This is a genomic window from Erwinia sp. SLM-02, from assembly GCF_037450285.1.
GTDB lineage: Bacteria > Pseudomonadota > Gammaproteobacteria > Enterobacterales > Enterobacteriaceae > Erwinia.
In genome coordinates this window covers 388,235-400,929 of sequence record NZ_JAQISN010000004.1, presented here as the reverse complement: position 1 = coordinate 400,929, position 12,695 = coordinate 388,235, and the positions used below count along the sequence as shown (strand labels likewise).

The following is a 12,695-nucleotide window of genomic DNA, read 5'->3' as shown; positions in this document are numbered from 1 at the left end:
CCACCCACTTTGCATTCAGGATTACGGCTGAGCGACGAAACCGACGGCAGCGTAAACCTTTTTCAGAGTTTCCTGGGCACGTGCGCGGGCTTTCGCCGCACCGTCACGCATAATCTGATCCAGGAAAGCTTCATCGTTGCGATAACGGTGATAGCGCTCCTGCAGCTCGCTCAGCATGCCGGATACCGCATCAGCCACGGCACCCTTCAGGTGACCATACATCTGGCCGTCGAACTCTTTTTCCAGATCCGATACCGACTTCCCGGTGACGCCCGCCAGAATATCCAGCAGGTTAGACACACCCGGTTTGTTTTTCACATCGTAGCGAATGACTGGTGGCTCATCGCCGTCGGTCATCGCACGCTTAATTTTCTTCACCACCGATTTCGGATCTTCCAGCAGACCGATAACGTTATTGCGGTTGTCATCGGACTTAGACATTTTCCTGGTCGGTTCCAGCAGCGACATCACGCGGGCACCGGATTTTGGAATGAACGGCTCAGGAATCTTGAAGATATCGCCATAAATCGCGTTAAAGCGCGCGGCAACGTCACGGCTCAGCTCCAGATGCTGCTTTTGATCTTCACCGACCGGCACCTGGTTGGTTTGATACAGCAGAATATCTGCCGCCATCAGCACCGGGTAATCGAACAGCCCGGCGTTGATGTTCTCTTCATAGCGTGCGGATTTATCCTTGAACTGGGTCATACGGCTCAGTTCACCGAAGTAGGTGTAGCAGTTCAGGATCCAGCCAAGCTGAGTGTGTTCCGACACGTGTGACTGCACGAAAATGGTACTTTTCTGCGGGTCGATACCGCAGGCCAGATAGAGTGCCAGCGTATCCAGCGTTGCCTTACGCAGCGCAACCGGATCCTGGCGCACGGTAATCGCGTGCAGGTCAACGATGCAGTAAACACAGTGAAAGTCATCCTGCATCTGTACCCACTGACGCAGCGCTCCCATATAGTTACCGATGGTCAGTTCACCTGAAGGCTGTGCGCCGCTAAATACAATGGGTTTCATGTTTCCGTCCTGATAATTACAGCCCTAACGCGGGCATTAGATCGTTAAAGTGATCGAGCGTGATGTCAGGCTGACTGGTGGCCACGGGCTCGCCATAGTTGTAGCCGTATGTCATGCCGATACAGGGACATCCTGCCGCCTGTGCCGCCAGAATATCATTGCGGGAGTCGCCCACAAACAGTAACTCTCCAGGCAGCAGGCCAAATTTTCCCAGTACCATAAACAGCGGCGCGGGATGCGGTTTCTTCGCGGCCACATCATCACCGCCGATCGCCAGCGAGAAATACTCTGCGATGCCTAAGGACTGCAGCAGCGGGGCAACAAACGGCGTGGGTTTATTGGTGACAATCGCCATCGGCAAATTGTGCGCCGCCAGCTTTGCCAGCGTCTCCTTCACTTCGGGATACAGCAGGCTGCCGCCTTCGACCGTGTCGGCATAATGTTGATCAAACAAAATACGCGCTTCACGCAGCGCTTCTTCACGCGGCGGATGGCCCTGCGCCCATGTCAGAGCACGTTCAATAAGAATGTCGGCACCGTTGCCAATCCAGGTGGAAACACGCTCTATCCCAGCCGCTGGCAGCTGAAGCTCGATTAATGCTGCGTCAACCGCACTCGCCAGGCCCGGGGCGCTGTCTACAAGGGTGCCATCCAGATCGAAGGCCAGTGCGCGAATATCAGTGAAATGAGCCATGGCGGGATTTTTCCAGTTCAGTGCGCATATCATCGATCACTTTTTTGTAATCGGGATGACCAAAAATCGCCGACCCGGCCACGAACATATCAGCACCGGCCGCCGCGATTTCGCCGATATTATCGACCTTCACACCGCCATCAACTTCCAGACGGATGTCGTAACCGCTTTGATCAATCAGCTTACGCACCTCACGCAGTTTGTTCAGCGTGCCGGGAATAAACGACTGGCCGCCGAAGCCCGGATTCACCGACATCAGCAGAATAATATCGAGCTTGTCCATCACGTACTCAAGAATGCTGAGCGGCGTAGCGGGATTCAACACCAGGCCCGCTTTACAGCCGTTTTCTTTAATCAGCTGCAGCGTGCGATCGACGTGTTCAGAGGCTTCAGGGTGGAAGGTGATATAGCTGGCACCCGCTTTAGCAAAATCAGGGATCAGACGATCGACCGGTTTAGCCATCAGATGCACATCAATCGGCGCCGTAATGCCGTAATCGCGCAGGGCTTTTAACACCATCGGCCCCATCGTCAGGTTGGGAACGTAATGATTATCCATCACATCGAAATGTATCACATCACCGCCGGCAGCCAGCGCTTTCGCCGTATCTTCACCCAGTCGGGCAAAATCTGCTGCAAGGATTGAAGGGGCGATTAAAAACTGTTTCATCCGTTTCTCCCAGGCTAAACCCCCGACGACCGTGAAAGCAGCCAGTGCGGCTGCGACGCAGGCCTGAGGGTCAGATCATTGTTGTTCACCGGCCAGAATACAGCGCCAGTAATTCACTCACTTTACTCCGCGTGTTGCCACTGCGGCTAATCGAGCGCCGTACCTCGATCTCATGCAGTACCGCCCCCTGATACCAGTTCCGCGTTAGCGGCGTATCATGATTGGAAATCAGCACCGTAATATTGCTGTCCTGCGACAGGGCAGAAGCCAGTTCAGCAAGATGCTGCTGTTCACGCATGCTGAAGCTGTTGGTGTGATAGGCCGTAAACTTGGCGGTAGCCGAAAGAGGCGCATAGGGAGGATCGCAATACACGACGGCACCCGTTGACGCTTTAGCCAGGGTAACATCATAAGATTCACAAACAAAGGTCGCATTCTGCGCACGTTCGGCGAACCAGTACAGTTCGGCTTCGGGGAAATAAGGTTTGCGGTAGCTGCCAAACGGGACGTTAAACTCGCCGCGCAGGTTATACCGACACAGACCGTTGTAACAATGGCGATTGAGGTACAGGAACAGCATCGCGCGGCGATACGGATCCTGACTGAGATTAAACTCCTGTCGCCTGGCGTAGTAGACGACGGAGTCATTCGACTCAATAGTGAACAGCTTGCGCACGTCCTCAACGAAAGCCTGAGGGCGTTCCTTGACGATGTTATACAGGTTAATCAGGTCGCTATTGATATCAGCAAGGATATAGCTTGGATACTGGGTGTTAAGGAATACCGATCCGGCACCGACAAACGGCTCGATCAGGCAATCACCCTCTGGCAGATGGCGTCTAATATCGTCAAGCAATGGATACTTGCCGCCTGCCCACTTAAGAAAAGCGCGATTCTTTTTCATGCCGTCGTTAATTTTTTACTCATCAGGCTGTGGCTACACCGACAGCATATCTGCGCTTTGAAAGGTCTGCGTGTCGTCACACACTCACACTTCATGAAAAGCCGGGTTGCCCCGGCACGGGATTATTTTCCTGCTTCTTTTTTTACCTGGCTCACCGGTTTCACCCAGGGATTCTGAGCACGCACCTCAGCAGGCAGTGTTGCCACCGCACGCTTGGCTTCAGCGGACGTCGTGTAAGAACCGCTGACCAGAACATACCAGGGCTGCCCATTACGCGTTGTCTGATAGACGTGATAACCACTCAGGTTCTGCTTTCTTGCCCACGCATTCAATGTGTCAGAACGCGAGGCGCTGCTCAGCTGCAGCGTATAATTACCCGCGGGGCTCGCCGTGCCGGACGCGGTGGACGGCGTTTGGGCACGCGGGGCAGCGCTGTGGCTGGCGGTGGCAGAAGGTTTAGTCTCCCTCATCACCGGCTTACTGGCTACAGGCTTATGCGCCGCTGCCGGCTTATTCTGCGGTACGGCGCTCTGATGCGGAGCACTCGCCGTTTTCGTCGTAGCCGGTTTGCTGCCGGAGCCGCCAACGGTAGCCTGCCCTGTCGGCAGCGAGGATGAACCGATACCGGCCTGAGAGGCCGCATCAACTTGTCCCTGCTGATTGTTTAAGGCGTTATTCAGGTCACCGGGCAACTCAACACGCTGCTGATTCTGCGGGGTCTGGACCGGTGCGGCTTCGGTAGGTGTCGGCGAGATTTGCGAAGCGCTGAGCTCCTGCGGAGACGACGCTTGTCCGCCAGCCGCAGGCTGGCCAGCGGTCTGCCCACTCATCGACGAGGCGCCGGAAAGGTCGATATTCTTTTCCCCACCGGAACCACTGGTTCCACCGGCAGGAGGCTGCTGCGCAGTCTGTCCACTCGGGCTGTCCGGGGATTTCAGTGCAGAACCGATACCCAGCACCAGGAGCAACAGCACCAGAATACCCACGCCCATCATCATATGCTGGCGTGACACCGGTACTTTTGGTAGTGACGACGTTTTGCGCGACCGCGGTGGTCGGCGGTCACTGGTGTCAGGTTTTAACTCGTCTTCCGGTTTAAACTCGTCCATTTAGCCTCCTCCCACAGAGCGGTTACGCCGTTCACTTCCGTATGAAAAGCGATAACTTCAGAATAGCAGCCATCGGGCTGACCTGATAATAACATTATGAGTCAAGGCTTTTGGCAATCCTGAATCGATGCCAACACCATATCATGCGGCACTCCGCTGCGCACTTCGGCTTTGCCGATAGCCAGCGGTAACACCAGACGCAGCTTGCCCGCCAGGACTTTTTTGTCGCGCATCATATGCGGCAAATAGTCGGCGGCAGCCATACTTTCGGGGCCGTTAACCGGCAGCCCGGCACGCTGCAGCAGCGCGATAATGCGGTCGGTATCCGCCGGACTGAACTGCCCAAGACGTTCTGCATTACGCGCGGCCATCACCATGCCGGCGGCAACCGCCTCACCGTGCAGCCAGTTGCCGTAGCCCATATGCGCTTCAATCGCATGACCATAGGTGTGCCCGAGGTTCAGCAGCGCCCGCTGTCCATGTTCATGCTCGTCGGCGGCCACAACTTCAGCCTTCAGCTCGCAGCAGCGGCGAATACAGTACGCCATGGCACTGCCGTCCAGCGCCAGTAAGGCATCCAGATTCGCTTCCAGCCAGCTGAAAAATTCACCATCAAGAATAATGCCGTATTTGATCACTTCCGCCAGTCCGGAAGAGAGCTCGCGAGCAGGCAGCGTCTTCAGGCAGTCCAGATCAACGACGACGGATGCAGGCTGATAAAACGCCCCGATCATATTCTTGCCCAGCGGATGGTTTACAGCGGTTTTCCCGCCAACGGAAGAGTCTACCTGCGCCAGCAGGGTGGTAGGAACCTGGATAAAACGCACGCCGCGCTGATAGCTGGCAGCGGCAAATCCGGTCAGATCGCCAATAACGCCACCGCCCAGTGCAATCAGAGTCGTGTCACGGCCGTGCGGTTTTTCCAGCAGGGCGGTGAAAACCTGATCCATGACGGCAAGGCTTTTAAACTGTTCGCCGTCAGGCAGGATCACCTGATCGACGACCACACCCGCCTGCTCCAGGCGTTCACGCATTGCATCAAGGTAAAGAGGGGCCAGCGTCTGGTTTGTCACCAGCATGGCCATATCGCCAGCCTTAAGCGGCCAAAAAGAAGCCGGATCTGCAAACAATCCGGCGGCGATAGTGATGGGGTAGCTACGCTCCCCAAGAGTTACGGTAATCCTCTCCATGACGCTGTATCACCTTTTCTGCTTTGCCCGCAGGCGAACAATCAGAGCATCAATCAGCTCTTTTCCAACATGTTGATAATTTGATTAGCCACCACTTTCGCGCTCTGATCGTCAGTGCGAATCGTGACGTCGGCAATCTCTTCATACATAGGATTGCGTTCACCGGCTAATGCTTCAAGCACTTCACGTGGTGGAGAATCAACCTGCAGTAACGGGCGCTTTTTATCGCGCTGTGTACGTGCCAGCTGTTTCTCAATAGTGGTTTCAAGATAAACGACTACACCTCGAGCGGAGAGACGATTGCGCGTTTCGCGAGACTTGACGGAACCGCCACCTGTCGCCAGCACAATGCCCTGCTTTTCAGTGAGTTCATTAATAATTTTTTCTTCGCGATCGCGGAAGCCTTCTTCGCCTTCGACGTCGAAAACCCAGCCCACATCCGCTCCGGTACGTCGCTCAATTTCTTGATCGGAATCGAAAAATTCCATATTGAGTTGCTGAGCCAACTGACGCCCAATAGTGCTTTTGCCGGCACCCATAGGCCCAACCAGAAAGATATTGCGTTTCTCTGCCATTTTTTCGGTATTACTAAGACAATTCGTGGATGATACCCCGCCTAAACCAGACAGGACATGAACTGAAACCTCATGAGCTAAAGTGCGAGAGTCAGACGAAAAATTATCTCAACACTGAAGGGGTTTTGGCAACCGATTAAATTTACCTTGCTCATTGCACGCAGTAATCTGGCACGTTTCAGTCCGCTTCATTTATCAGCCGGATATGGTTGCATCGGCTACGCCGGTTGCGCGCGATAAAAAACGGTTAAAATGCATTCGCTACTTAAGGCCACTGGCCTGATATTCAAAATCGCTAAACCTTGTAAGCTAATTCAGCCCTTGCGTCAAACGCAACCGTAACCAATTCAGGAAAAAACATACAGGTCATGTTTTTTCTGGCAAGAATCTTTAATCACTGTGAATAAGCCGTGGCGTGATGAAGATCACTAATTCTCGCCTTTTTTGCTCACGCACGCTGTGGCGAAACAACCCACCCAACAGAGGGAGTTCCCCCAGCAGCGGAACCCGCGTCTGCCCTGTGGCACTTTGCTGCTGGAAAATGCCGCCCAGCGCCAGCGTCTGTCCGTCCTTTAGCGCAACCTGCGTGTCTATCTCCTGTTTATCAATCGTCAGGACTTCGTTGTCGCCGCTGCGCATAGTGCGGCCCGGTACGTTCTGGCTGATATGGAGTTTCAGTAAAATCCGGCCATTACCCTGCACCACCGGCGTCACTTCCATCCCGAGCACCGCTTCCTTAAATTCCATGGTCGTCGAGCCGCTGTTGCCGGTCGCCACCTCATAGGGAATTTCAGTTCCCTGCTTGATACTCGCCGTCTGCTGGTGGGAGGTGAACAGCCGCGGGCTGGCGATAATATCCGCCTGATGCTCGCGTTCCAGGGCGCTCAGCTCCAGATCTAACAGCCGGCCGTCCAGCTTCGCCAGGGTCAGTCCAATCATACCCGCAGGCCGGGCCACGCCGAGGTCCACGCGCAGCTGGCTGGCCCGCAAAGCCTCCGTCACCTGTTCTTCGCCGCTTAATCCCCAGTTTACTCCCAGCTCGCGCAGCCTCTCTTCGCTGATGGTGACGATCTGGGCTGCAATCTCAACCTGTTCCAGCGGCACATCCAGCTGCTGCAGCCAGCGGATGGTTTGTTCCAGCGCGCGGTGCGTATCGCGCAATAACAGCGCATTGGTGCGGGTATCCAGCGTAACGCTGCCGCGCTCGGTCATCAGCCGGCTGCGCTCATTTTGCAGGCTGGCATTGAGCGTCGCGGCGTCTGCGTACTTGAAGATAACCGTTCGGGTATGCAGCGGACTGTTCAGCTCCGCCGCCTGCCTTTGCGCTTCGGCCCGCCGCTGCTGCTCCTTTTCATGCTCCTCGGGAAACACCAGCATCACATTGCCTTCTCGCTCCATGCTGAGCCTGCCCATTTTCATCACCAGATCCAGCGCCTGCTGCCACGGGACATCGTGCAGACGCAGCGTCAGTGAGCCATTCACTTCGGGTGACACCATCAGATTAAGCTGCTGGTACTCTGCTAACGCCTGCAAAACCTGGCCGACTGGCGCATCTTCAAACGCCAGAGAAATCGGCGCGGCGCCTCTGCACAGTGCGCTAGCCAGAAGCAGGGTGAGTGCGATTATCCTTATCATGCCGTTCTCCTTTTAACGTCAGCCGGAGCGGCCCCTGGCAGCCCCGTTCGTCCACCAGCGTGATGCTCATCAGATCGATATTTGTCACCCGCCATGCCGTGCCACCGGGCCGATCGTTAACCCTGACGTGCAGCCGCTGTTCTGCAGGGGATAACAGCCATGCCTCAAAATGGCCCGGCTGCCCGATAACGCCCTGCAGCTGCCAGACAGCCGGCGACATCTTTTCTGCCGTGCATTGCCCGGCACCGGCAGGTAAAAACGGATCCCGCGCCTGGGCATTCAGCGCCAACAGTAAAACGATCGGCGCGCTAAATTTCATAGTGCAGTTGAATCAGCAGATGCAGCCGCGGCGATTGCCCCTGTAGCGTCATGGACGGGATCGTCACTGCCGGACTCAGGGTCATCAGGTAGCCGAGAAGAGCGGTAAACTGCTGCCATTGCAAACGGATCGCCAGCTCACCACCGCTGTCACCCGGCTGCCAGTGCTCAAGCTCCCCGCCGCTGGCCGCCAGCAGGAGAGGCAATGAAAAGCGCGCACCCTGTCTCGCAACGGTCTGCTCACCCAGCGCTTTTATCTGCTGTTCCAGCTGATAACGCGGCGGCAGGCGGCGCAGCGATTCAAGGTGCTGCTGGTAGCGAAATGACTGTTCCTGCATCTGCCGGTCCAGCCGCTGTGACGCTTGCTGCACCGGGCGCAGCCAGAATTGCCATACCAGCAGGCTCACCAGCGTTCCGGCCCCAATGGCGCTGAGCAGGCGGAGTTTGATATCCGCGTCCAGCCAGCCCGTCAGCCAGCGGCTACTCATGATTCGGCTCCTGATTTGCCAGACTGAGCTGCATGCTGAAAGTGACCCCGGCAGACGGATCGCGGCGAAGCGCCCCCAGTTTTACCGACGGTATATCCCGCTGCTGGTGCAGCCTGTCGCGCAGTTGGTGAAGTTCAGCAACACTGCGACTAAATCCCTTCAGCGAGACGCTGTGCTGGTTTTTCACCAGCGCGCTCAGCCAGATATCCGGCGGTATTTCCGCACTCAGCCGCGCGACAAAATCCCTCCATCGGGTGAGATCCTGCCGTTGCAAAACTTGCAGCCTTTGCGCCTCCTGCTGCTCTGCAAGCTGCTTTTGTAAAGCCAGAGTGCGTTCGTGCAGCGCAGCGGCATTTTTCTGTGCGCCCGGCCAGAAGTTCAGCAGTGCCAGCCGCTGATGATTCAGCCGCTGCTGCCCGTATCCACTCTGAATAGCCATGATGAGCACCACCAGCATCAGCGCGCCCACCAGCCGCCATTTCTGCCACTGTTGCCGCTGTCGTCTGGCCCGCCAGGGCATCAGATTAATGCTGACCATCAGCGATCCCCGGGCCGCATTGCCAGCCCGGCGGCAATGGCATAAGCCCCGCCGCGAACCGGCAGCGGCGGCTGAAGGAATTGCAGAGCGTCAAAGGGGGATAGCGCCGTTGTTCCCTCCGGCAGGACATCATCCTGTGCAGAGCTGTACCAGACCGCTCCCTGTGGCGGAAGGTATCGCTGCTGAAGTACAGAAAAATCCGGAACGTCATCCAGCGGACACCATCCCCAGGGCCGCTCACCGTGCTGAGGGGAATACCACAGCCAGTGATCGCTCAGGCGATGAACCAGCGTAACGTCCGGCCCCAGCGCCAGCGCCTTCGCCAGTACGGAAAGTGCCGATGGGGTCAGGTCCATGACCTCCGGAGCCAGCCCAACCCGCTGCAAACAGTCCAGCCAGCCTTGCAGCGCTTCCCGCCGGGTTGCGGTCAGCGTCAGCTGATTTTCACTGCCGTCGCTCAGGCGAAAATCCAGCGCCAGCGCGTGTGGTTCAATCGGGAAAAAGCGCTTCGCCGCCGCGAGGATATAGTCGCTACGTGCGGCTTCACGCAGGTGCGTTGCGGGCAGGCTCAACTGGCGTTGCATCACCAGCTGCGGCGGAAATCCCACGCGCAGTGCAATCCGCGACGGCAGGAGGGTTCGCCAGCGCTGCAGAATAGAGATGAGGATCTCTGGCCGTTGCACCAGGCCATTTCTTAACGTATCTTGCGGCAACGTATGCTGCCACCAGTGGCGCAGCTGCCAGCCGTTGCGGCGGCGCTGGATACCGATGGCACAAAGCTGCCCGTTTTGTATATCCAACCCGACTTGCCATGTCTGAAAAGCCATTGACGGAATCTCCTTATCGTCAGTTACAAAAGGACGTATCCAAGGTACTGGCTTGCCTTTATACTACCGCGCGATTGTTTATAAACTGCCCAATCGACTCTTAATGGGAAATATCAGGTGAAGTTCGTAAAGTATTTATTGATCCTTGCAGTGTGTTGCATCTTGCTGGGAGCCGGCTCGATCTATGGTTTATACAAATACATAGAGCCTCAGCTCCCTGACGTCGCCACGCTGAAAGACGTGCGTCTGCAGACGCCAATGCAGGTCTACAGTGCCGATAATGAGCTTATCGCGCAGTACGGAGAAAAACGCCGTATCCCGCTGACCCTGCAACAAATCCCCCCGACCATGGTGAAGGCGTTTATCGCCACCGAAGACAGCCGTTTCTATGAGCATCACGGTGTCGACCCGATTGGTATTTTCCGTGCTGCCAGTATCGCGCTGGTGTCCGGTCATGCCTCGCAGGGGGCCAGTACCATTACCCAGCAGCTGGCGCGTAACTTCTTCCTCAGCCCGGAAAAAACCCTGCTGCGTAAAATCAAAGAGGTCTTTCTTGCCGTTCGCATCGAGCAGATGATGAGCAAAGATGAGATCCTTGAGCTGTACCTGAACAAAATCTACCTCGGCTATCGCGCCTATGGCGTCGGTGCTGCGGCTCAGGTTTACTTTGGTAAAAACGTTGAGCAGCTGTCGCTGAGTGAGATGGCGATGATTGCCGGCCTGCCTAAAGCACCGTCAACCTTCAACCCGCTTTACTCCCACGAACGCGCCGTACAGCGCCGTAACACCGTGCTGGCACGTATGCTGGACCAGCATTACATTACGCAGTCGCAGTATGACGAGGCCCGTAACACGCCGCTGGTGGCCAACTATCACGCACCGGAAATTGCCTTCTCGGCCCCGTATCTGACCGAGATGGTGCGCCAGGAAATGGTGAAACGTTACGGTGAGGATGCCTACAACGACGGCTACAAGGTGTACACCACCGTTACCCGTAAGCTCCAGCTGGCGGCGCAAAAGTCGGTGCAGGACAACGTGCTGGCATACGATATGCGCCACGGCTATCGCGGCCCGGCCAGCGAGCTGTGGAAAGCGGGTGAACCGGCCTGGGGCCAGGCTGAAATTCTGAAAACGCTGAAGTCTCTGCCGGTGTACGGTCCTTTGTTCCCGGCGGTCGTCACGCAGAGCAGTAGCGATTCCGCCACGGTGCAAATGCGCGACGGCAGCACCACGGATCTGAATCTGGATGCCGTGCGCTGGGCGCGCCCGTTCAAGTCCGATACGCTGCAGGGTGCCACCCCGCGCGCCGTGAACCAGGTATTACAGCCGGGCCAGCAGATCTGGGTACGTCAGATGGATAACGGCTGGATGCTGTCGCAGGTGCCTGACGTTAACTCCTCGCTGGTGTCGCTCGATCCTCACGATGGTTCAGTACGTGCACTGGTCGGTGGATTTGATTTCACGCTGAGCAAGTTCAACCGCGCCACCCAGGCACTGCGCCAGGTCGGTTCGAACATCAAACCATTCCTCTATACGGCGGCGATGGATCGTGGCCTGACGCTGGCATCGATCCTGAACGACCTGCCGATTTCCCGCTGGGATGCCGGTGCCGGTGCCGACTGGCGTCCTAAAAACTCACCAAACACCTACGCGGGCCCGATTCGCCTGCGTCAGGGGCTGGGTGAGTCGAAGAACGTGGTGATGGTCCGCGCCATGCGCGCCATGGGCGTCGACTATGCTGCGGAATACCTGCAGCGCTTTGGCTTCCCGGCGCAAAACATTGTCCATACTGAATCTCTGGCGCTGGGTTCAGCATCCTTCACGCCGCTGCAGATGGTGCGCGGCTATTCGGTGATGGCCAACGGCGGTTTCCTGGTCGACCCTTACTTCATCACCCGTATTGATGACGAAGCGGGCAACCACGTGTTTGAAGCGAAGCCGAAAGTGGCCTGTCCGGAATGCAATCTGCCGGTCATCTACGGCGAAACGCAAAAAGCGGTGGCGCTGAGCGAAGACAGCGTGGAAAACGTTGCGGTTTCGCAGGAAGGTAAAACCGATGCCGTACCGCAGCCTCAGCTTGAACAGGTGACCCAGCAGCAGGTCCAGCAGGACGGCGACCAGCAGTACGCACCGCACGTGATCAACACGCCGCTGTCGTTCCTGATCAAAAGCGCGTTGAACTCGAACATTTTCGGTGAACCGGGCTGGATGGGTACCGGCTGGCGTGCCGGGCGCGACCTGAAGCGCAACGACATTGGCGGTAAGACAGGAACAACCAACAGCTCGAAAGATGCATGGTTCTCCGGCTACGGCCCTGGCGTGGTGACGTCAGTGTGGATTGGCTTTGACGATCATCGCCGCGATCTTGGCCGCAGCACGGCTTCCGGCGCGATTAAAGATCAGATTTCCGGCTATGAAGGCGGTGCGAAGAGCGCCCAGCCGGCCTGGGATGAGTACATGCAGGCCGCGCTGGATGGCGTACCGGTCCAGCCGCTGACGCCGCCGGAAGGCATCGTATCAGTGACCATCGATCGCAGCACCGGCAAACTGGCCAACGGCGGCGGTAACACGCGTCAGGAGTACTTTATCAATGGTACGCAGCCGACCGAATACTCGGTACATGATGTGGGTACCACGCTGATGGATAATGGCGAAACCCACGAACTGTTCTGATTGTTTTTTGCGCCTTAACAACGAAGAAGCCGGAGAAATCCGGCTTCTTTT

Annotated in this window: 13 protein-coding genes; 1 reads left to right on the top strand and 12 read right to left on the bottom strand. The window is 56.8% G+C overall.

Annotated features, from left to right (window positions below):
- Nucleotides 1–21: 21 nt before the first annotated feature.
- The 12 genes from trpS to pilM form a co-directional block, all read right to left on the bottom strand.
- Nucleotides 22–1,023: a tryptophan--tRNA ligase gene (gene trpS, locus PGH32_RS21000; protein ID WP_337895012.1), complete on the bottom strand. Its 1,002-nt coding sequence runs from the start codon at nt 1,021–1,023 to the stop codon at nt 22–24.
- 16 nt (nt 1,024–1,039) lie between these two features.
- On the bottom strand, nt 1,040–1,717 hold the full coding sequence (locus PGH32_RS20995) for a phosphoglycolate phosphatase (RefSeq protein ID WP_314425206.1): 678 nt from the start codon (nt 1,715–1,717) through the stop codon (nt 1,040–1,042).
- Nucleotides 1,701–2,387: a ribulose-phosphate 3-epimerase gene (rpe, locus tag PGH32_RS20990; protein WP_314425204.1), complete on the bottom strand. Its 687-nt coding sequence runs from the start codon at nt 2,385–2,387 to the stop codon at nt 1,701–1,703. Before rpe ends, PGH32_RS20995 begins: the two co-directional genes overlap by 17 nt.
- Nucleotides 2,388–2,472: 85 nt before the next feature.
- Nucleotides 2,473–3,291 carry an adenine-specific DNA-methyltransferase gene (gene dam, locus PGH32_RS20985; RefSeq protein ID WP_314425201.1) on the bottom strand — a complete coding sequence of 273 codons (819 nt, stop codon included), beginning with the start codon at nt 3,289–3,291 and terminating at the stop codon, nt 2,473–2,475.
- Nucleotides 3,292–3,413: 122 nt separating this feature from the next.
- Complete coding sequence (locus PGH32_RS20980) at nt 3,414–4,400, bottom strand: SPOR domain-containing protein (protein ID WP_337895011.1); 987 nt, start codon at nt 4,398–4,400, stop codon at nt 3,414–3,416.
- 101 nt (nt 4,401–4,501) lie between these two features.
- Nucleotides 4,502–5,590 (bottom strand): 3-dehydroquinate synthase, encoded by a 1,089-nt coding sequence (gene aroB, locus PGH32_RS20975; RefSeq protein WP_314425197.1) that lies wholly within the window; start codon nt 5,588–5,590, stop codon nt 4,502–4,504.
- Nucleotides 5,591–5,643: 53 nt separating this feature from the next.
- Nucleotides 5,644–6,165 (bottom strand): shikimate kinase AroK, encoded by a 522-nt coding sequence (aroK, locus tag PGH32_RS20970; protein WP_105594039.1) that lies wholly within the window; start codon nt 6,163–6,165, stop codon nt 5,644–5,646.
- Nucleotides 6,166–6,555: 390 nt separating this feature from the next.
- Nucleotides 6,556–7,800 carry a DNA uptake porin HofQ gene (gene hofQ / locus PGH32_RS20965; RefSeq protein ID WP_314425194.1) on the bottom strand — a complete coding sequence of 415 codons (1,245 nt, stop codon included), beginning with the start codon at nt 7,798–7,800 and terminating at the stop codon, nt 6,556–6,558.
- A complete protein-coding gene (locus PGH32_RS20960; RefSeq protein ID WP_337895010.1) occupies nt 7,763–8,119 on the bottom strand; it encodes a hypothetical protein in 357 nt (118 codons plus the stop codon). The genes hofQ and PGH32_RS20960 overlap by 38 nt, the downstream gene beginning before the upstream one ends.
- A complete protein-coding gene (locus tag PGH32_RS20955; RefSeq protein ID WP_337895009.1) occupies nt 8,109–8,606 on the bottom strand; it encodes a HofO family protein in 498 nt (165 codons plus the stop codon). The genes PGH32_RS20960 and PGH32_RS20955 overlap by 11 nt, the downstream gene beginning before the upstream one ends.
- The gene (locus PGH32_RS20950; protein ID WP_337895008.1) at nt 8,599–9,144 is read right to left on the bottom strand and encodes a PilN domain-containing protein; all 546 of its coding nucleotides are present in this window, start codon (nt 9,142–9,144) and stop codon (nt 8,599–8,601) included. Before PGH32_RS20950 ends, PGH32_RS20955 begins: the two co-directional genes overlap by 8 nt.
- Nucleotides 9,144–9,971, bottom strand: coding sequence for a pilus assembly protein PilM (pilM, locus tag PGH32_RS20945; RefSeq protein WP_337895007.1), 828 nt, complete (start codon nt 9,969–9,971; stop codon nt 9,144–9,146). The genes PGH32_RS20950 and pilM overlap by 1 nt, the downstream gene beginning before the upstream one ends.
- Nucleotides 9,972–10,088: 117 nt before the next feature.
- Between pilM and mrcA the strand changes: the two genes are divergently transcribed.
- On the top strand, nt 10,089–12,644 hold the full coding sequence (mrcA, locus tag PGH32_RS20940) for a peptidoglycan glycosyltransferase/peptidoglycan DD-transpeptidase MrcA (protein ID WP_337895006.1): 2,556 nt from the start codon (nt 10,089–10,091) through the stop codon (nt 12,642–12,644).
- The last annotated feature ends 51 nt before the right edge of the window (nt 12,645–12,695 follow it).